Raw genomic sequence first — 19,025 nt, 5'->3', positions numbered from 1 at the left:
CTTACCGAACGAGGCCTTACCGGACGAGCCCCACGGAGCACGCCTTACGGAATAAGTCGTGAACCGGGTTCGGTTGGTCACCGTGTTATCAATCGGACCGCGGTCCGCTTTGCTTTCGTCAACTAACGAGATGAGGACTCCGACGATCATGACCGCCAATACCGAGCCCCGGACCGCCGCCCGCCCGCTGGAATTCCGGACCGCGGCCGATCCGGTCGCCGCCGATATCGGCCTGCTGCTGTTGCGGCTGGTCTTCGGCGGACTGCTGTTCGTGCACGGCACTCAGAAGCTCTTCGGCTGGTTCAACGGCCCCGGCCTGTCCGCGACGGCCGCCGGATTCCAGCACATGGATTACGACCCCGGAAAATTCTTCGCCACGCTCGCCGGGTTGTGTGAGGCGGTCGGCGGCGGTCTGCTGTTCCTCGGGCTGGTGACGCCCCTGGCCGCCGCGATCGTCCTCGGCACCATGATCAACGCGATGCATGTGACCTGGCCGCACGGGCTCGAGGGATACGAATCCGCGCTGTTGTTCGCGGTGGTCGCGGTGGCGCTGGGCTTCACCGGCCCGGGCCGCTTCTCGATCGATCACGGGCGGCCGTGGCAGCGGCACGGCATCGTGTGGGGAGTCGGCGCGGTCGTGATCGGTGTGGTGGCCGCGGTGATCACGCTGCTGGTGAAGTAGGTTCGCGTGCCGGGCGATATGAGTGTCCCCACGTCGCGTGCAGGGTTCGCGACGCGGGGACCTCGGATACTCCGATGTGGGAATTGGGGTGCACCGGAAGTATCGCCCGCCAACTTACTTCCGGATAGAAGTAGTTTGCCAGCCGATGTGGCTGGTGTCATATAACGGTTCGGTTCAGTTCTCGACGGCCACGGCCGGATCGGGGGCCGCGGCCGTCAATCGCCGCAGCGCCTTGGCGACGACCTCGGGGTCGGAGGTCTCCCAGTACGGCGGCAGGGAGGCCCGCAGATATCCGCCGTAGCGGGCGGTCACCAGCCGCGGATCCAGAATCGCGACCACACCGCGGTCGTGCACGCTGCGCAGCAGCCGACCGGTGCCCTGGGCCAGCAGCAGGGCGGCGTGGTTGGCCGCGATGGTCAGGAAGCCGTTGCCGCCGCGAGCCTGCACGGCCTGCTGCCGGGCGACCAGCAGCGGATCGTCGGGCCGGGGGAACGGAATGCGGTCGAGAATGACCAGGCTCAGCGACGGTCCGGGAACGTCCACGCCCTGCCACAGCGAGAGCGTGCCGAACAACGAGGTCGCGGGATCTTCGGCGAAGCGCCGGACCAGGGTGCCGGTGGCGTCCTCGCCCTGGCACAGGATCGGCGTGTCCAGGCGTTCGCGCAGGATTTCGCTGGCGGCCTTGGCGGCGCGCATCGAGGAGAACAACCCCAGTGTGCGGCCGCCGGCCGCCTCGATCAGCCGCTCGATCTCGTCCAGATAGGCCGGGGCCAGGCCGTCGCGGCCGGGAGCCGGGAGATGTTTGGCGACGTAGAGGATGCCGGATTTGGCGTGATCGAACGGCGAGCCCACATCCAGGGAGTTCCAGCGCATGGCCGAGGTGTCGGCGGGAGCTTCGGCTCCGTTCGCCAGCGCCGGGTCGATGCGGCGGCTGCCCTGATCCGCGCGGTCGGCGCCGGGGATGTCGGTCCCGGCGCGATCGGGCGTCTGCGGGGGCAGCCCCCACGTGACGGCCAGCCCGTCGAAGGAGCCGCCGACCTGCAGCGTGGCCGAGGTGAGCACGACCGTCGCGGTGCCGAACAACCGGCTGCGCAACAACCCGCCCACCGAGAGCGGGGCCATGTGCAGCGTGCGCCGGGCCACGCCGCGCACCTCGTCCACGGCCAGCCACAGCACATCGCGGCGGGCCGCCGGATCGGGTTCCTCGAACGCCGTCAGCGCGCGCACGGCGGTATCGTGCACTTCCTCGACCGCGGCCACCGCCATGTTGCGGGCGGCAGCGGCCTCCGGATCGCCTTGTGGCGCACCGGAACCGGGAGGCGCGAGGGCGGTCCGGACGGTCCAGGCGGCATCACGCAGCAGAGCCAGCACCTGGTCGCCGCCGGCGGGAAGCTGGTCCCAGCGGCCCGGCGGCAGATCCTCGAGCAGTTCGTGCCACGCCTCCGCCGCACCCTCGAGCCGGTCGAGGTCGCCCTCGTCGACGAGTTTGGTGCAGCGCTTGGCCGCCGCCGTGATGGTCGCGGTGGACAGTTCCGCGGTCGCCACGCCGGTGACCCGGTCCACCAGTTCGTGCGCCTCGTCGATGACGACCACGTCGTGTTCGGGCAGCACCTGGATTCCGCTGATGGCATCGATGGCCAGCAGCGCATGATTGGTGACCACCACATCGGCCTGCCCGGATTCCGCGCGGGCGCGTTCGGCGAAGCAGTCGGTGCCGAACGGGCAGCGCGATTTGCCCAGGCATTCCCGCGCCGACACGCTGACCTGACGCCAAGCCCGGTCGCTGACGCCGGGAACGAGTTCGTCGCGGTCGCCGGTCTCGGTGTCGGAGGCCCAGTCGTTGAGGCGCTGCACCTCGCGCCCGAGCCGGGAGATCGCGAAGGCGTCGAACAGTTCGGTCTCCGGGGCTTCGTCCGGAATCGCGCTGTTGATCTTGTGCAGGCACAGATAGTTGTTGCGGCCCTTGAGGATCGCGAAGCGGGCGCGCCGGCCCAGTGGTTTCTCCAGAGCCTGTGCCAGCCGCGGCAGATCGCGGTCGACCAACTGGCGCTGCAGCGCGATGGTGGCGGTGGAGACCACGACCGTCCGCCCGCTCTGCACCGCGTGCCGCAGACTCGGCACCAGATAGGCCAGCGACTTACCGGTGCCGGTCCCGGCCTGCACGGCCAGGTGTTCCTTGGTGTCGATGGAGTGCGCGACCGCGGCCGACATGGTCTGCTGGCCGGTACGCGCCGTACCGCCGAGTGCTTCCACGGCGGTCGCCAGCAACGTCGGTACGGGCGGGAGTTCGGGCACCCAGGAAGACTAGCGCCCCCTGCCGACAACCGGCCCGACCGGCGGCGGTCGCCGGCGGTTGCCCCCGCCCATTCGCGCGGAGTTGTCCACAGGTCGGCGGTTGTCCACAGGGCGCGTCGCGGTGACGCCGGATCCGGTGGCGGCGCCCGGGACGGCCAGTAGGGTTGGCGGTGATCCGCATCAGGGGGTGCGGACGCTACGGGGAAGGAGACGCGCGTGGAGCCGGATTACCGCACCTGGATCGCCGGGGGAACGCATCTCGAGCTGAGTGGCCACCGGATCTTCCATCGGCAGGACGGCCCGATCGACGGGCGGCCGGTGACGCTGCTGCACGGATATCCGACCTCCTCGCACGATTGGGTCTCGATTCTGCCCGCTCTCACCGAATCCGGCTGCCGGGTAACGACTCTGGATTTCCTCGGCTTCGGCGCCAGCGACAAACCGCGCGGGCACGACTATCGGATGACCGAACAGGCCACGCTGGTCGAACAGCTCTGGCAGCGGCTCGGAATCACCGGCACCGCGCTCGTGGCACACGATTACGGTGTCAGTGTGGCGCAGGAGTTGCTGGCCCGCGACAGTGCGCGGGTGCGGCGGATGGCCTGGCTCAACGGCGGCCTGTACCCGGATCTGTACCGGCCCTTGCCGATTCAGCATCTGATGATCACCCCGATCGGCAAGATACTGAATCCGCTCATGTCGGAGACGACCTTCCGGATGACGTTGCGCCGCATCCTCGGGCGCCCGGTCTCCGACACCGATCTGCACCAGATGTGGCTGGCGATGACCGACGGCGGCGGTAAGCGCGTGCAATGGGCGCTCAATCGCTACCACGCCGAGCGCCGGGCCAACGCGTCACGCTGGCAGCAGGCACTCGAAAGTTATTCCAAGCCGGTACTTTTCGTGTGGGGCCCGGCCGATCCGATCAGCGGTGGGCATCTGTTGCCGCGGCTGCGGGAACGACTGCCGCAGGCCCGGTTCGAGGTATTGGACGCGGCGCCCGCGACCGGTCATTACCCGCAGGTCGAGAACCCCGGGCCGGTAGCCGCCGCGCTCGTGGAATTCCTGGCCGCGCAGTCCTAGCCGATCTCGCGGTCAGGTGTTCGTGGGCAGGCTGCCCGCCAACTCCACTCCGGCGGCACGCAGACCGTCCAGCGCGGTGGTGGCCGTCTCCGGTGACACCGCCGCGGTGAGGTTCAGCAGCACCCGGGTGGTCAGTCCCGCCGCGCGGGCATCGGCGGCGGTGGCGCGGACACAGTGGTCGGTGGCTATACCGCAGATGTCGACGGCGTCGATGCCCTTGTCCCGCAACCATGTCGCGAGTTCGACCGCATCGTCGGTCGAACCCTCGAATCCGGAATAGGCAGCGCTGTAGGCGCCCTTGGAGAACACCGCGTCGAGAGCGGAGGTGTCGAGATTCGGATGGAAATCCGCACCGGGCGTGCCGGCCCGGCAGTGCGGCGGCCAACTGTCCACGTAATCGGGACGATCGGAGAAATGGGCACCCGGATCGATGTGGAAATCCCGGGTGGCGGCAATCGCGGCATAGTCGCCGCGGTGTGCGGCCAGATAGTCGCTGATCCGGCGGGCGACCGCAGCGCCGCCGGCGACGGCCAGGGAGCCGCCCTCGCAGAAATCGTTCTGCACATCGACGACGATGAGCGCTCTACCCATTTCCCGCACCTCGTTTCGCCGGTTGCCTCACGGTCATTGTAGGAACGTGGTCGGAACGGCCGGTTCGCCCGCGGAGAGCTTCAAGCCCTCCCACGGCAAACTGATCAGACCGCGGGCGACCAGGTCCCGGCTGTGCGCCAGATCCGGTGCATCGGCCGCCGGCTCACCCTTGCGAATGAGCGGAACCAGCAGATCCCGCACGTCGTATCCGTTGCCGGTGGGGCGCTGCGCGGTGGCCGGATACACGATCTCCTCGACGACGGTGCCGGTATCGCGGGACAGTCGCACCGCGCGCTTGGTGCCGCCTCGCGACTGTTTGTGGCTACTGCGCTTGGCCACCGGTACGCCCTCGACCTCCACCAGTTTGTAGACCATTCCGGCGGTCGGCGCCCCCGAGCCGGTGACCAGGGAAGTGCCCACGCCGTACGCGTCGACGGGTTCGGCGCGCAGCGCGGCGATCGCGTATTCATCCAGATCGCCGGACACCACGATGCGGGTTTTGTTCGCGCCGAGGGCGTCGAGCTGGTCGCGCACCTGCCGCGCCAGGACGCCCAGGTCGCCGGAATCGATTCGCACACCGCCCAATTCGGGCCCGGCGACCTCGATGGCGCGGGCCACCCCGGCGGTGATGTCGAAGGTGTCCACCAGCAGTGTGGTGCCGATGCCGAGCGTATCCACCTGACTGCGGAAGGCCGCCGCCTCGTGCTGCCCGTCCGGGCCGCTGTGCAACAGCGTGAAGGCGTGCGCACTGGTGCCGGCGCCGGGAATGCCGTAGCGCCGCACCGCCTCCAGATTCGAGGTGGCGTCGAACCCGGCGAGATACGCGGCGCGCGCGCAGGCGGGAGCGGCCAGTTCGTGGGTGCGGCGCGAACCCATCTCGATCATCCGGCGCCCCGCGGCGGCACTGACCATCCGCGCCGCCGCGGCGGCGATCGCGCTGTCGTGGTTGAGGATCGACAGGATCAGCGTTTCCAGCATCACGCACTCGGCGAAACTGCCGCGCACCGACAGGATGGGGGAGCCGGGGAAGTAGAGATCACCTTCCTGGTAGCCGTCGATGTCGCCGGTGAAGCGGAAATCGCGCAGCCACTCCAGCGTTCGCGCGTCCAGGAATCGCGCCGCGACGGCGAGTTCAGCATCGCCGAAACGGAAGTCGCGCAACGCGGTGAGCAACCGGTCGGTACCCGCGACAACGCCGTATCGGCGACCATGTGGCAACCGCCGAGCGAATACCTCGAAGGTGCATCGCCGCTGTGCCGAACCATCGGCCAGGGCGGCCGCGAGCATGGTCAGCTCGTACTGGTCGGTCAGCAGGGCTGTGCTCGCGGCGGCGGCCGAAGTGTCCACGCGGCCACTGTAGACATACCGGACGCGCGGCGGGCGCCGCGGCCGTCGCACAGGGCCTTCCGGAGGTGCTCGGCGCGGGTGTTGTTTATCCGGAGCCGCGTCGTACTCTGAGGGTATGGGTCTGTGCATCAGAGACGCCGTCCGGATCGCCGCCGGTCCGGCCGGCGCGAACCCGGCAGCGGCGCGAGCGACGGGCCCGCAGGACACGGCGTGGCGGGGACGGTCGTGGGCGGGGCGAGACATCCGCGTAGGCGTCGTGGCCGGACAATTGTCGGCGGCTCAGGCCACACCGGAGACCGTCGAGGTCACCGAGATCCTGGAGGCCGAGGACCGGCCGTGGGTCACGGTGGTCTGGGACGACCCGGTGAACCTGATGCACTACGTCACCTACATCTTCCAAAAGCTGTTCGGTTACAGCAAAGCCAAGGCAACCGAGCTGATGCTGCAGGTACACAACGAGGGCAAGGCGGTGGTGTCGTCGGGATCCCGGGACAGGATGGAGCACGACGTCCAGCGTCTGCACGCCGCCGGGCTCTGGGCGACCATGCAACGTGACCAGTGACCGCGACGGCTACGGTAGCCCCGTGCGCAAGTGGAGCAGGAAGAACTCGCTGAGCGGGCTCAAGCTGCGGTCGGAGATGGACCCCCGGGAGGCGGACGTCCTGCGTTCGCTGGTGGGGGCGGTAACCGGACTGCTCACCGACCGGGCTCAATCGTCCCCGGAGGACGATCTCGCGGAGCTGACCGGACTTCGCACCGGCAACAGCGTTCCCCCCGACGATCCGCGGCTGGCGCGGCTGCTGCCCGACTTCCATCGCAAGGAACCCGGTTCCCCGGACGCCGACCGCGCCGATCTCAACAGCGCCCTGCGCAGTCTGCACGAACCCGAGATCATCGACGCGAAGGTGGCCGCCGGCACGGTGGTCCTGGAAACCCTGCCCGAGCGCGGCGGCAAGATCGTGCTCACCCCCGAACAGGCCGACGCCTGGCTGAACGCCCTCAACGACGTGCGGCTGGCACTGGGCACCGCACTGGGCATCGACGCCGACACGCCCGACCAGCTCGATCCCGACGATCCGCGCGCCCCGCACCTGGACGTCTACCACTGGCTCACCTGGATGCAGGATTCGCTGCTGCACGCCCTGGCTCCCTGACTCCGCTCGCGCTCGCGGATGCCCACGTCTGCAGGAGGACATGTGACTTCGGTGCCGGGACCTCGAAATTCGATCACCGATGTCGCCGGCGTGCTCGTCGGCCACCACCACGAACTCGATCCGGACGCGACGCTGGGTTCCGGCGCCGCGACCGGATGCACCGTGGTGCGCGTGCCGGGCGGCGCCACCGCCTCGGTCGATGTGCGCGGCGGGGGTCCGGGCACCCGCGAGACCGATCTGCTCGATCCCGGACAGACGGTGCGGCAGGTGAACGCGGTGCTGCTCACCGGCGGCAGCGCCTACGGGCTGGCGGCCGCCGATGGGGTGATGCGCCGGCTCGAGGAGGACGGCGAGGGCATTGCGATGGATCCGGCCGATCCCTCGCGGGTGGTGCCGATCGTTCCCGCGGCGGTGATCTTCGATCTCCCGGTGGGAGCGTGGGATATCCGGCCGACCGCGGAATTCGGTTATCGCGCAACGCACTCGGCGAGCGAGACCTTCGACCGCGGCAGTGTGGGTGCCGGCGCCGGTGCGCGGGCCGGTTCCATCAAGGGCGGAATCGGTACGGCCAGTGTGCGTTTCACCGCGGGTCCGGCCGCCGGCCACACCGTCGGGGCGCTGGTGGTCGCCAATCCGGTCGGCTCGGTATTCGATCCGCGTACCGGCCTGCCCTGGGGCGCCGGTACCGACGGACCGGAGCATTTCGGTCTGGCACCCGCCGGCGCCGAAGCCCTGGCCCGCGCCAACGCGCTGCCGGTGAAGGGGACGGTGCTCAACACCACCATCGGCGTCGTCGCCACCGATGCCGCGCTGGATCCGGCGGGATGCCGCCGCCTCGCCGTCACGGCGCACGACGGGCTGGCCCGCGCAATCCGCCCCGCCCATTCCCCGCTCGACGGCGACACGCTGTTCGCACTGGCCACCGGCACGATCACCGCGGAGTCGAATATTCCACTGCCGCCGGCGTTTCCGGCCGATCTGTTGCTGCTCGACGAATTGTGCACCGCGGCGGCGGTCTGTGTGGAGCGGGCGATCGTGGACGCGATCCTGCGGGCGAACCCGGTGGCCGGCATCCCCACCTACCGCGAATTGTTCGGCTGAGCGTCGATCGCCCTCGATCGAGGCATTCGCCGCCGTAGGACGCGCTATATCAGGCCCGCCCGCGCGGTGGGTGGGAATAGCCGAATATCCTCGGCCGTTGACGGCAGCGATACGACCCGCGTGGGCCGGGTGCGTCGCGGGCGTGAGCGGAAGGATTCGAACTGTGCTGGTGATCAGGGCCGATCTCGTGGATGCGATGGTGGCGCACGCCCGCGCCGATCATCCCGACGAGGCCTGCGGTGTGATCGCCGGCGCCGAGGGCTCCGACCGTCCCGAGCGATTCGTGGCCATGATCAATGGCGAGCGCTCGCCCACCTTCTACCGGTTCGACTCCGGCGAACAGTTGCGGGTCTGGCGGGAGATGGACGACCGTGACGAGGAGCCGGTGGTGATCTACCACTCGCACACCGCCACGGAGGCCTATCCCAGCCGGACGGACATCTCGTACGCCTCCGAGCCGAACGCCCACTACGTGCTGGTGTCCACCCGCGACCCGCAGCAGCACGAACTGCGCAGCTACCGGATCCTAGACGGTGTGGTCACCGAGGAACCGGTCAAGATCGTGACCGAGTACCCCCGGGCCTGAGCCCGACGCGTCCGCGAATCAGGCGACCAGAAGAAACAGGAGCACCCATGTCGGTAACCGTGTCCATCCCGACCATCATGCGCACCCTCACCGGAGGTGAGAAGCGGGTCCAGGCGACCGGTTCCACCCTCGCCGAGGTGATCGGCGACCTCGAGGCCAACTACCCGGGACTGGAGCAGCGCCTGCTGTCCGACGGCAAGCTCAACCGCTACGTCAACATCTACGTCGACGACGAGGACGTGCGCTTCGCCGGTGGGCTGGAGGCCGAGGTCCCGGCCGGCGGATCGGTGACCATTCTTCCTGCCGTCGCCGGAGGCGGCCTGGACAGCACCGTCGCCGGCGGCGCGCTCGGCCGCTGATTTCCGTGGCACGCTACGAATCGCTGATCGAGACCCTCGGCAACACCCCGCTGGTGGGTCTGAAGACGCTGTCGCCCCGATGGGACGGTGCGGACCACGTCCGGTTGTGGGCCAAACTGGAGGACCGCAATCCGACTGGGTCGATCAAGGACCGCCCGGCCCTGCGCATGATCGAACAGGCCGAGGCCGACGGCACACTGCGGCCCGGCTGCACGATCCTGGAGCCGACCAGTGGCAACACCGGCATCTCGCTGGCGATGGCCGCCAAGCTCAAGGGTTATCGCCTGGTCTGTGTGATGCCGGAGAACACCTCGGTCGAGCGGCGGCAGTTGCTGACCATGTTCGGCGCCGAGATCATCGACTCCCCAGCCGCCGGTGGCTCCAATCAGGCCGTCGCGAAGGCCAAGCAGATCGCCGCCGAACATCCGGACTGGGTGATGCTGTACCAGTACGGCAATCCGGCCAATGCCGATGCGCACTATCAGGGCACGGGCCCGGAGCTCCTGGCGGACCTGCCGGAGATCACCCACTTCGTCGCCGGGCTGGGCACCACCGGGACCCTGATGGGGACCGGTCGCTACTTGCGTGAGAACGTCGCGGAGATCGATATCGTGGCCGCCGAGCCGCGGTACGGCGAGTTGGTCTACGGCCTGCGCAACATCGACGAGGGCTTCATTCCGGAGCTCTACGACGAATCGGTGCTGACCTCGCGGTTCTCGGTCGGCCCGTACGACGCGGTGCGGCGCACCCGGGAGCTGGTGCTGGAGGAGGGCATCTTCGCCGGTATCTCCACCGGTGCGATCCTGCATGCCGCCCTCGGCGTCGGCAACAAGGCGTTGCGCGCGGGTAAGCGGGCCGATATCGCGTTCGTGGTGGCCGACGGCGGCTGGAAATACCTGTCGACCGGCGCGTACGACGGCACGCTCGAGGAAGCCGAGGAACGGCTCGAAGGCCAGCTCTGGGCGTGATCCCGGTGGACCGGCCGCATCGCCGGTCCGAGTCCGGTCCCTCGCCGCAGCGGTACCGTTGAGGGCGAGCGACCGGACGGCCGGTCTCGCGAGGAGGTGATGGCGGTGGCCGAGCAGATGGGTCCGTCCTTCGACCCGGATCGGATTGCCGCGCTGCGGGCCGAACTGCAGAAGTCCGCGGGAACGCCCGCCGGTTCCGTACCGTCCGGTTCGCAGTTTCCCTCGCCCCGGCCCGCCCCCGCGGCGCCGGCGTCCACGTCGGAGCCCGGACGTACCGCCGCGCTGAAGTTGTTGTGGCAGCGGGCGATTGCGATGACGCTCACCTTCGTGGCGTTGCTGTACGCGGTCGAGGGAGTCGACACCGTCTCCCATCACGACCTCGACGGTGCGGGGGTGCGGCCCCGGACGGCCGAGGGTCTGGAGGGCATCGTCTTCGCCCCCGTGCTGCACGCGAACTGGGCGCATCTGATCGGCAACACCCTGCCGGTGATCGTGCTGGGACTGCTGACGCTGCTCACCGGGATCGGTCGCGGACTGGCCGCCACCGCGATCGTCTGGGTCGTGGCCGGAGTCGGCACCTGGCTCACCGGGGCGAGTGGTTCGGTGCACATCGGCGCCTCGGTCCTGGTGTTCGGCTGGCTCACCTATCTGATCTCGCGCGGCCTGTTCACCCGCAACCTCTGGCAGATCCTGGTGGGTGTCGTCGTGGGGCTGCTGTACGGCTCGATTCTGTGGGGTGTGCTGCCCGGCCAGCCCGGAATCTCTTGGCAAGGGCATCTTTTCGGTGCGTTGGGTGGACTGCTGGCCGGCTGGGTACTCTCGTCCAATGAACGTCGTCATCGTCGCGAGGAGAGTGCCGGCCGCCTCGCATCGTCGGGGTGACTGCGGAACTCGGCCGGCGATTTGGGGGATCCCCAGTTGAGTGAGAATGCAGCGTGGCAGCATGGGGGAATGCGACTCACCGTCCTCGGGTGTTCGGGCAGTGTGTCCGGCCCGGATTCCCCTGCGTCGGGCTATTTGCTGACGGGTCCGGATATGACTCCGACCGTGATCGATTTCGGTCCCGGCGTGCTGGGCGCGTTGCAGCGCTACCTGGACCCCGGCGAGGTCGACATCTTCCTCACTCACCTGCACGCCGATCACTGCCTGGACCTGCCCGGATTGCTGGTGTGGCGGCGGTATCACCCGAACCCGCCGACCGGGAAGGCCATCGTGCAGGGGCCCTCGGATTCGGCGCTGCGGATCGGCAACGCCTCGGCCGAGATCGGCGGCGAATGCGACGACTGGTCCGACGTGATCGATATGCGTTCCTGGCAGGAGGGCGCCGAGGTGCGTTTCGGTCCCGGCCATACGGTGGTCGCCCGCCGGATGTACCACCCGCCGGAGTCCTACGGCCTGCGCATCACCACCGCCGCCGGCCGGACCCTGGTCTACACCGGTGACACCGCATTGTGCCCCGCCGTGTTCGAACTCGCGGAGGGCGCCGACGTGTTGCTCTCGGAGGCGTCGTGGACCCACGATCCGGCCAATCGCCCACCGGGCATTCACCTTTCGGGTACCGAGGCCGGAATGATCGCCGCCCGTGCGGGTGTCGGCGAACTGCTGCTCACCCACATTCCGCCGTGGACATCGCGCGAGGACGTCATCGCGGAGGCCAAGGAGCAGTTCAGCGGACCCGTGCACGCCGTCTCGCCGGGTGAGGTCGTCGAAATCTGAGTCGCCCACCCCGCCGGGTGGATGTCGGTGCCCCGCCGGGGGAGGGGCGTCGTACCCATCCCTTAGGCTGGCGTTGTGTCTAGACGAGCCGATGGCAGAGCGGACGACGAACTCCGCGAGGTAAGGATCACCCGGGGATTCACCACGCATCCGGCGGGTTCGGTACTGGTCGAATTCGGTCAGACGCGGGTGATGTGCACCGCGAGCGTCACCGAGGGGGTGCCCCCGTGGCGGCGTGATTCCGGATTGGGCTGGCTCACAGCCGAATACGCGATGCTGCCGGCCGCCACCCACACCCGCAGCGGGCGCGAGTCGGTGAAGGGCAGGGTCGGCGGGCGCACCCAGGAGATCAGCCGTCTGGTCGGCCGGTCGCTGCGGGCATGTATCGACCTGGCCGCGATCGGCGAGAACACCATCGCCCTCGACTGCGACGTCCTGCAGGCCGACGGCGGCACCCGGACCGCCGCGATCACCGGCGCCTACGTGGCGCTGTCGGACGCGATCACCTACCTGGCCGCCGCCGGCCGCCTGGCCGACCCGCAGCCGATCTCGTGCATGATCGCCGCGGTCAGCGTCGGCGTGGTCGACGGGCGGGTGCGCCTGGACCTGCCGTATGAGGAGGATTCGCGCGCCGAGGTCGATATGAACGTGGTCGCGACCGACACCGGCACCCTGGTCGAGATCCAGGGCACCGGCGAGGGCGCCACCTTCCCGCGCTCCACCCTGGACAAGCTGCTGGATTCCGCGCTGGCCGGCTGCGAGCAGCTGTTCGAGGTGCAGAAGCAGGCGCTCGCGCTGCCGTATCCGGGGCAGCTGCCCGAGCCGGGCGAGAAGAGGAAGTAGTGGCGCGCCGGGTACTGGTGGCCAGCCGCAACGCCAAGAAGCTCGGCGAATTGCGCCGCATCCTCGACGAGGCGGGAGTCGCGGGTCTCGAGATCATCGGCCTGGACGAGGTGCCGCCGTTCCCGGAGGCACCGGAAACGGGTGCGACGTTCGAGGAGAACGCTCTCGCCAAGGCACGCGACGGCGCGGCGGCCACCGGATTACCTTGTGTGGCAGACGATTCCGGCCTCGCCGTCGATGCCCTCAACGGTATGCCCGGCGTGCTGTCCGCGCGCTGGTCGGGCCGCCACGGCGACGACGCGGCGAACAACGACCTGCTGCTCGCCCAGCTGGGAGACGTCCCCGACGACCGCCGCGGCGCCCGCTTCGTCTCGGCCTGCGCCCTGGTCGCCGACGGACGCGAGGTCGTCACGATCGGTGAATGGCCGGGCACGATCGCGCGAAAGCCGGCCGGCGACGGCGGTTTCGGCTACGACCCGCTGTTCGTCCCGGACGGTGGAACGGTGTCGGCGGCCCAGCTCACCCCGGCGGACAAGGACGCCGCCTCCCACCGCGGCCGGGCCCTACGCGCATTGCTCCCGGCCCTGGCAGCCCTGGCGAAGTCCTGAGCACTCCGTTCATCACCGCTCCCCGCGCGAACGAGGCGTTAGCCGACGTGCTGCACGACATCGCCGGTAGCGACGGTTCTGTACTGTTCCATTGCCCGGCCGATAAGGGACCGCACCGGCTGGACCGTTCCAGTCGTAGCGCCCGGCGCTGACCAACCGGGCGGAGGAGACAACTGATTACGCGAGCACATGGGTAACTCACCGGGTACGGGCTGACTGGCTACCGGACTGACCGCCGGCCGCCAGCGCGCGTCTCTGCGCACCCGAGTCTGGCCTGAAGACCCGGAGAGGCGGCTCAGCGGCTCAGCTCAAGAATTCGGCGCGGACCTGGCGGGTGCGGTAGTGCTCGCAGACGAAGGACAGGAACGGGATGGTGCCGGCCAGGGCGGTGACAACCAGCGTGAGCGGCTTCCAGCGCGTCTTGATGCCCAGGTCGATGGTGAACACCAGGTACAGCATGTAGAAGATGCCGTGGATCTGGCCGACGTAGAACAGCCAGTGCGGGGCCTTGCTGCTGTCGTCGAGCAGCAGGTACTTGTACACCATCTCCGCGCACAACAGCAGCAGCCAGACACCGGTGATGTAGGCGAGCACGCGGTAGCGGGTCAGCGCCGAGCGGATGCGGCCGGTGTCGCGGGCCGCGGGGGCCGGCGTGGCGGCCGGTGCCGGTGTGGTGGTGGCGGCCGGGGTGGTGGGGTGGTCGGCGCTCAACCGGCTCTCCTCTCGGTGTCGGGGCCGTCGAGCCCCACGGCGTGCATCCGCTCGCGCACATCCTGCGCGTGCAGATCGGCAAGATATTTGTTGTATTCGGCCAGCACCGGATCGTCGTCGCGTGCGGCGGTCGGTCGTTCGGGCAGGATCCCGGCCGGGATCTCGCGCGGGGCAGTCCGCTTGACGACCCTTCGCCGGGCCGGGGCCGCGGATTCGGCCGGGCTCGACGGCTCGGCGGTCTCCGGCGCCTCGGTGCCCTGGGCGGCGGTATCGCGCTCGAGTCGCACGAACCGGAAGTAGGCGAAGACCACGAATCCGGCGAACAGCGGCCATTGCAGCGCGTAGCCGAGGTTCTGCGCGGTTCCGGACGAGGATTCGAACCGTCCCCACTGCCACCAGCCCAGCCCCAGGCAGGCCAGCGCGGCCACGACCACCAAGATGATCAGAGCCGGGCGACGATGTGGTGCGGACACGCCTACCACGGTACCCGGTCTACTACACGGCCCGTAGTGTGAGGTGCCCGCCGATCACCGCTGGTCAGAATTTATAGGTGACGCCGGTCAGCCGTTCGGATTCCTCCCACAGCCGCCGCTGCAGATCGGTGTTCTTCGACAGCGAACTCGACGGTGACGGCCGGACCGGACCGCGGGAACCGAACAGCAGCGTCGGCCCCCAGTAGGTGTTCGGATCGGCGTCCGGCACGGTGGCCGCGAACAGGCTCGACTCGGCGGCCTTGCGCGGCGAGTGCCCGGCCAGGGCGATGAAGGGCTTGGCGACCTTGTCGAGCGGGGTCTCGGTACGGGTGAACAGATCGGTCGGCGAGACGCCGGGGTGTACGGCGTAGGACCGGATGGCCGATCCCGATTCGGCCAGGCGTCGCTGCAGTTCCCGGGCGAACATCAGATTCGACAGCTTCGATTGGGCGTAGGCGAGGTTGCGCTGGTAGCGGCGGCTCTCGTAGTTGAGATCGTCGATCCACAGCTTGGGGGTCTGCCGGTGCGCGATGCTGGCGAGGCTGATCACTCGGTCGCCGATGCGGTCCAGCAGCAGTCCCGTCAGCGCGAAGTGCCCGAGATGGTTGACCCCCCACTGGGTTTCGAATCCGTCCACGGTCCGCGAGAAGGGGATGTTCATCAGGCCGGCATTGTTGATCAGCACATCGAATTCCCCGGTGCGCTCGGCGAATTCGCGAATCGATGCGAGGTCGGCCAGATTCAGTGCGGATACCCGGACGTCCCCCTCGATACCGTCGGCGACCTGCTGTGCGGTTGAAGTGTTGCGGCAGGCCATGATCACGGTCGCCCCCTTGGCGGCCAGGGCCCGGGTGGTGTGCTTGCCGATACCGCCGTTGGCCCCGGTGATCACGAACGTGCGTCCGTGCTGCGCCGGGATCTCGCTGGGATTCCACGCCATGGTGAGACCTCACTGTTTACCGTTGGGAAAAGGAGCCTCGTCGCATCCTCACCACCCGACCTTACTCTAGAGTAAGTTCCGGCGGTAGGGTTCTGTCACAGAGTTCTCAGGGTATCGATCGTGGTCACGGCACGCCCGATTTGAGTGCCGAAGATTTGCGGTGTCGGCGAGCGAACTGGTGTATTGCCGTGTTGCGCCGACCGAATCGGGCTCAGGGCACATACTGAGCTAATGTCCGGTGTTGCCGCAGTCGCCGAATCGCCCGCACCCGTGAGTCATACCCGCGCCAACGTCGTCTTCATCACCGTGGTGCTGGGGATGTTGATGGCCGCGCTGGATCAGACCATCGTGTCGACCGCGTTGCCCACCATCGTCGCCGACCTGGGCGGCGCCGGGCATATGGCCTGGGTGGTGACGGCATATCTGCTGGCCGAGGCGGTCGCCACCGCGCTGGCCGGCAAATTCGGCGACCTGTTCGGCCGCAAACTGATCTTCCAGCTCAGTGGCGTGATCTTCATCGTCGGTTCCATGGTGGCGGGGCTCGCCCACGGCATGACGCTGTTGATCGTCGCGCGGGGTATCCAGGGCGTCGGCGCGGGTGGGTTGATGGTGACCTCGATGGCGCTGATAGCCGATGTGATCCCGCTGCGTGACCGGGGCAAATATCAGGGTGCGCTGGGTGCGGTCTTCGGCATCACCACTGTGGTCGGCCCGACGCTGGGCGGGCTGTTCACCGACCATGCCAGCTGGCGCTGGTGCTTCTACGTGAACGTGCCACTGGCGATTCTGATGATCGCCGTTGCGGCGCGGGCGATTCCGTCGATCCGCGCGGCGGTGCGGCCGGTGGTCGACTATGCCGGCATCGCGCTGGTCGCGATCGGTGTCAGCTGTCTGATCCTGGGACTGGAATGGGGCGGTCAGGAATATCCGTGGGGTTCGGCGACGATCATCGGACTGTTCGCGGCCGCGGTGGTGCTGCTGGCCGCGTTCGTCGTCGTCGAGGCGCGCGCGGCCGAGCCGATGTTGCCGATGCATCTGTTCCGCAGCAACGTCTTCACCGTCTGCTCGATCCTCAGCTTCATCGTCGGCTTCGCGATGCTCGGCGCGATGACCTATCTGCCGGCCTATCTGCAATACGTCAACGGTGTCTCGGCCACCGCGTCCGGATTGCGCACGCTGCCGTTGGTGGTGGGCCTGTTCACCACCTCGATCATCTCCGGGCAGGTGGTCGGCCGGACCGGCTATTACAAGTATTTCCCCGTTGCCGGCACCGCGGTCATGGCGGTTGGGCTGTATCTGATGTCGACCATGGGCCGGACCACGGGCTTCTGGCTGCAATCGCTGTACATGCTGATCCTGGGGCTGGGCATCGGCCTGGCGATGCAGGTGCTCACGATCGTCGTGCAGAACACCGTCCCGTATCAGGACCTGGGCACCGCCACCTCGGGTGTGACGTTCTTCCGGACCGTCGGGTCGACCTTCGGTACCGCGATCTTCGGCACGCTCTACAGCAATCAGCTGGAACCGAATCTGCGTCAGGCGCTCACCGAGGTGCCCGGAGTGCCGCCCGCGGTGGCGCAGAGTCCGCAACTGCTGCACCAGCTTCCGTACGCGCAGGCGATTCCGATCATCGACGCCTATGCCGACACCATCGACTACGTCTTCCGCTGGGTGGTGCCGGTGGCCGTGGTCGGCTTCGTCGTGGCGTGGTTCCTCAAACAGGTGCCGTTGCGCGACAGCGTCCGTGCGGAGGCGGCCGATGTGGGCGGCGGCTTCTCGGTGCCCGATTCCCCGGACCGCACTGTCCGCCTGGAACATTCGCTGGCCAACGTGCTGCGCAGGCTGCGGGACGACGAACTGCCCGACCCGCGGATCCTGGCGGCCGCCGACAGTCCGCTCGGCCGGGATCAGGCCTGGGCCATCGGGCAGGTGAAGATGTTGCAGCGCGCCCGCGGATCGGCAGATCTGGCAGCCGTGGCCCGTGCGCACTGGATGCCGCCGGAGGTGCTGGAACCGGTGTACGACAAGGCCATTCGATCCGGCTACATCGAAGTGGACGGCGACCGCATGGAATTGACCGCGAGCGGCCAGGCGGAATACGACCGCATTCTCGCCGCCTGGCGCAAGTGGATGTGCCGCTATCTCGACGATTGGGATTGCGCCGATCCGGAAGATCGCGCACTCTTCGACCGGGCGCTGGACAACATCGCGGCGAAACTGCTGGAGGAAGTGGAACGACCGGAGGCACTGCGGCTGACGGTGTGATCACCGCCGGCCGCAGCGCCGCGCCGAATCATTCTGCACTACAGGGCGGTACGCTCACGCGACAGCGAGTTCGGCGCGCTCGTCGACCGGTGCGTCCCAGTCGATGGTGTAACTCTGCTCGCGTGCCATGACCTCTTCCATCTTGAAGAGTTTGGTCGCCAGCGGCATGACCAGCGGCATCATCCGGCGCATCACCGGGCCGACGGTCTTCGACTGGTTGATCTTGGCCCCGCGGGCCGCGACCTTCTCCACCCGGGGACGGCGGATCCGTTCGTAGGCGGCGAAAGCCGTTGCCGGCGAATCGAAATCGCGCAGGCATCGAGCCAGCTGCACCGCGCTCTCGATGGCCAGCGACGCTCCCTGGCCGGTGCTGTTGGACGGCGCGTGCACCGCGTCGCCGACCAGAACCATACGGTCGCGATACCAGTGCGGCACCGGCGGCATGATGTGCAGGCCGCCGGTGACGACCAGCTCTTCCGGCGGGGTGTTGCGTACCAGGTCGGCGCCGGGGGTGTCCTCGGCGTAGACCTCCCGCAGTGTCCGCAACCACTGTTCGGCCGGAACCTCGCGAGCCTCGGTCATCGAGAGGTATTGCTTCTGCGGCAGATTCGCGCCCCAGGCGATCCGGCCGTCGGGCATGGACCAGTACAGGTAGTAGGCGTTGCGGCCGTAGGCGAACACCATGGTTTCCGGCGGGACCGGATACGAGCATTCGGTGTAGGCGCCGAATCCGAGCATGCCGGTGTAGTCGGCCCCCGGGGCGTTCGGATCGATGAGCGTGCGCACACGCGATTTGATGCCGTCGGCGCCGACGATGATATCGGCGGTCGCGGTGGAGCCGTCGGCGAAGCGAGCGGTCACACCGTCGCGATGTTCCTCGACGCCGACCAGGCGTTTGGAATATTCGACGGCCACACCGGCATCGACGGCATGATCGTGCAGGACCTGGTGCAGATCGCTGCGATCGATCGCGTGCAGTGGTTCCAGGCCGGCGGCCGTCGGCAGCTCGATATCCTTGTGGCCCAACGACATCACGGTGCGGGTGATCGGCAGAGCGACAGCGCGCACGGCATCGCCGGCGCCGATGATGTCCAAGGCCGCCAGGCCGTTGGGTGCGAAGCCCAGGGCGCTGCCGATGTTGTAGGCCGGTCCCGGATAGGCCTCGTAGACGGTGGCCTCGATCCCGGCCGCGCGCAGGGCGGTGGCGGCGACGGGGCCGGCGACGCCGCCTCCGATGACGAGGGCGGATGTGACTGCGGACATGGGAATTCTCCTCGAGTGGATGAACCCGATCCGATCCGCG

Annotated in this window: 20 protein-coding genes; 13 read left to right on the top strand and 7 right to left on the bottom strand. The window is 68.5% G+C overall.

Going from position 1 to position 19,025, the window contains the following annotated elements; genetic code table 11:
- Positions 1-130 precede the first annotated feature (130 nt).
- Positions 131-682, top strand: coding sequence for a DoxX family protein (locus tag IRT45_RS19330; protein ID WP_194807246.1), 552 nt, complete (start codon positions 131-133; stop codon positions 680-682).
- A gap of 174 nt (positions 683-856) precedes the next feature.
- Here IRT45_RS19330 and IRT45_RS19325 read toward each other — a convergent pair whose 3' ends face one another.
- Complete coding sequence (locus tag IRT45_RS19325; protein WP_194807245.1) at positions 857-2,977, bottom strand: ATP-dependent DNA helicase; 2,121 nt, start codon at positions 2,975-2,977, stop codon at positions 857-859.
- Positions 2,978-3,193: 216 nt separating this feature from the next.
- On the opposite strand from IRT45_RS19325, the gene IRT45_RS19320 reads away from it, so the two are divergent.
- A complete protein-coding gene (locus IRT45_RS19320) occupies positions 3,194-4,060 on the top strand; it encodes an alpha/beta fold hydrolase (RefSeq protein WP_194807244.1) in 867 nt (288 codons plus the stop codon).
- A gap of 12 nt (positions 4,061-4,072) precedes the next feature.
- Here IRT45_RS19320 and IRT45_RS19315 read toward each other — a convergent pair whose 3' ends face one another.
- Positions 4,073-4,651 carry an isochorismatase family protein gene (locus IRT45_RS19315; protein WP_194807243.1) on the bottom strand — a complete coding sequence of 193 codons (579 nt, stop codon included), beginning with the start codon at positions 4,649-4,651 and terminating at the stop codon, positions 4,073-4,075.
- A 33-nt stretch (positions 4,652-4,684) separates the two neighbouring features.
- Positions 4,685-5,998 carry a nicotinate phosphoribosyltransferase gene (locus IRT45_RS19310; RefSeq protein ID WP_309241055.1) on the bottom strand — a complete coding sequence of 438 codons (1,314 nt, stop codon included), beginning with the start codon at positions 5,996-5,998 and terminating at the stop codon, positions 4,685-4,687.
- Positions 5,999-6,239: 241 nt separating this feature from the next.
- Between IRT45_RS19310 and clpS the strand changes: the two genes are divergently transcribed.
- From clpS to IRT45_RS19260, 10 genes are all read left to right on the top strand, one after another.
- Positions 6,240-6,560: an ATP-dependent Clp protease adapter ClpS gene (gene clpS / locus IRT45_RS19305; protein WP_375540125.1), complete on the top strand. Its 321-nt coding sequence runs from the start codon at positions 6,240-6,242 to the stop codon at positions 6,558-6,560.
- A 22-nt stretch (positions 6,561-6,582) separates the two neighbouring features.
- Positions 6,583-7,152 (top strand): DUF2017 domain-containing protein, encoded by a 570-nt coding sequence (locus tag IRT45_RS19300; protein WP_194807241.1) that lies wholly within the window; start codon positions 6,583-6,585, stop codon positions 7,150-7,152.
- A gap of 42 nt (positions 7,153-7,194) precedes the next feature.
- On the top strand, positions 7,195-8,253 hold the full coding sequence (locus IRT45_RS19295) for a P1 family peptidase (RefSeq protein WP_309241054.1): 1,059 nt from the start codon (positions 7,195-7,197) through the stop codon (positions 8,251-8,253).
- A 163-nt stretch (positions 8,254-8,416) separates the two neighbouring features.
- Positions 8,417-8,839, top strand: coding sequence for a Mov34/MPN/PAD-1 family protein (locus IRT45_RS19290; protein WP_194807239.1), 423 nt, complete (start codon positions 8,417-8,419; stop codon positions 8,837-8,839).
- A 47-nt stretch (positions 8,840-8,886) separates the two neighbouring features.
- Positions 8,887-9,198: a MoaD/ThiS family protein gene (locus IRT45_RS19285; RefSeq protein WP_063001336.1), complete on the top strand. Its 312-nt coding sequence runs from the start codon at positions 8,887-8,889 to the stop codon at positions 9,196-9,198.
- 5 nt (positions 9,199-9,203) lie between these two features.
- Positions 9,204-10,166: a cysteine synthase gene (locus tag IRT45_RS19280; protein WP_194807238.1), complete on the top strand. Its 963-nt coding sequence runs from the start codon at positions 9,204-9,206 to the stop codon at positions 10,164-10,166.
- A 117-nt stretch (positions 10,167-10,283) separates the two neighbouring features.
- Positions 10,284-11,048, top strand: coding sequence for a rhomboid family intramembrane serine protease (locus tag IRT45_RS19275; RefSeq protein WP_194807268.1), 765 nt, complete (start codon positions 10,284-10,286; stop codon positions 11,046-11,048).
- A gap of 69 nt (positions 11,049-11,117) precedes the next feature.
- The gene (locus IRT45_RS19270; protein ID WP_194807237.1) at positions 11,118-11,882 is read left to right on the top strand and encodes a cyclic nucleotide-degrading phosphodiesterase; all 765 of its coding nucleotides are present in this window, start codon (positions 11,118-11,120) and stop codon (positions 11,880-11,882) included.
- Positions 11,883-11,957: 75 nt separating this feature from the next.
- Positions 11,958-12,725 (top strand): ribonuclease PH, encoded by a 768-nt coding sequence (gene rph / locus IRT45_RS19265; protein WP_039776842.1) that lies wholly within the window; start codon positions 11,958-11,960, stop codon positions 12,723-12,725.
- The gene (locus tag IRT45_RS19260; RefSeq protein ID WP_194807236.1) at positions 12,725-13,333 is read left to right on the top strand and encodes a non-canonical purine NTP pyrophosphatase; all 609 of its coding nucleotides are present in this window, start codon (positions 12,725-12,727) and stop codon (positions 13,331-13,333) included. Before rph ends, IRT45_RS19260 begins: the two co-directional genes overlap by 1 nt.
- A gap of 303 nt (positions 13,334-13,636) precedes the next feature.
- Here the strand turns inward: IRT45_RS19260 and IRT45_RS19255 are convergent, their stop codons facing one another.
- The 3 genes from IRT45_RS19255 to IRT45_RS19245 all read right to left on the bottom strand — a co-directional run bounded on the left by IRT45_RS19255 (position 13,637) and on the right by IRT45_RS19245 (position 15,457).
- Complete coding sequence (locus IRT45_RS19255; RefSeq protein ID WP_194807235.1) at positions 13,637-14,044, bottom strand: DUF3817 domain-containing protein; 408 nt, start codon at positions 14,042-14,044, stop codon at positions 13,637-13,639.
- Positions 14,041-14,517 carry a transcriptional regulator gene (locus tag IRT45_RS19250; protein ID WP_309241053.1) on the bottom strand — a complete coding sequence of 159 codons (477 nt, stop codon included), beginning with the start codon at positions 14,515-14,517 and terminating at the stop codon, positions 14,041-14,043. Before IRT45_RS19250 ends, IRT45_RS19255 begins: the two co-directional genes overlap by 4 nt.
- A gap of 64 nt (positions 14,518-14,581) precedes the next feature.
- Positions 14,582-15,457, bottom strand: coding sequence for an oxidoreductase (locus IRT45_RS19245; RefSeq protein WP_194807233.1), 876 nt, complete (start codon positions 15,455-15,457; stop codon positions 14,582-14,584).
- A 231-nt stretch (positions 15,458-15,688) separates the two neighbouring features.
- Between IRT45_RS19245 and IRT45_RS19240 the strand changes: the two genes are divergently transcribed.
- Positions 15,689-17,722, top strand: coding sequence for an MDR family MFS transporter (locus IRT45_RS19240; protein ID WP_194807232.1), 2,034 nt, complete (start codon positions 15,689-15,691; stop codon positions 17,720-17,722).
- A gap of 54 nt (positions 17,723-17,776) precedes the next feature.
- Here IRT45_RS19240 and IRT45_RS19235 read toward each other — a convergent pair whose 3' ends face one another.
- On the bottom strand, positions 17,777-18,985 hold the full coding sequence (locus IRT45_RS19235; RefSeq protein ID WP_194807231.1) for an NAD(P)/FAD-dependent oxidoreductase: 1,209 nt from the start codon (positions 18,983-18,985) through the stop codon (positions 17,777-17,779).
- Between the last annotated feature and the right edge of the window lie 40 nt (positions 18,986-19,025).

This window comes from Nocardia sp. BSTN01 (assembly GCF_015354405.1).
Lineage (GTDB): Bacteria > Actinomycetota > Actinomycetes > Mycobacteriales > Mycobacteriaceae > Nocardia.
Note: the sequence above shows the minus strand (reverse complement) of the source record. Positions and strands in the feature narration are given on the sequence as shown.

Excerpts from the sequence above, each read along its gene's own strand:
- IRT45_RS19330 (WP_194807246.1), top strand. The coding sequence starts at position 131 with ATGAGGACTCCGACGATCATGACCGCCAATACCGAGCCCCGGACCGCC.
- IRT45_RS19315 (WP_194807243.1), bottom strand. The coding sequence starts at position 4,651 with ATGGGTAGAGCGCTCATCGTCGTCGATGTGCAGAACGATTTCTGCGAG.
- IRT45_RS19285 (WP_063001336.1), top strand. The coding sequence starts at position 8,887 with ATGTCGGTAACCGTGTCCATCCCGACCATCATGCGCACCCTCACCGGA.
- IRT45_RS19275 (WP_194807268.1), top strand. The coding sequence starts at position 10,284 with ATGGGTCCGTCCTTCGACCCGGATCGGATTGCCGCGCTGCGGGCCGAA.
- IRT45_RS19270 (WP_194807237.1), top strand. The coding sequence starts at position 11,118 with ATGCGACTCACCGTCCTCGGGTGTTCGGGCAGTGTGTCCGGCCCGGAT.
- IRT45_RS19245 (WP_194807233.1), bottom strand. The coding sequence starts at position 15,457 with ATGGCGTGGAATCCCAGCGAGATCCCGGCGCAGCACGGACGCACGTTC.
- IRT45_RS19240 (WP_194807232.1), top strand. The coding sequence starts at position 15,689 with ATGTCCGGTGTTGCCGCAGTCGCCGAATCGCCCGCACCCGTGAGTCAT.
- IRT45_RS19235 (WP_194807231.1), bottom strand. The coding sequence starts at position 18,985 with ATGTCCGCAGTCACATCCGCCCTCGTCATCGGAGGCGGCGTCGCCGGC.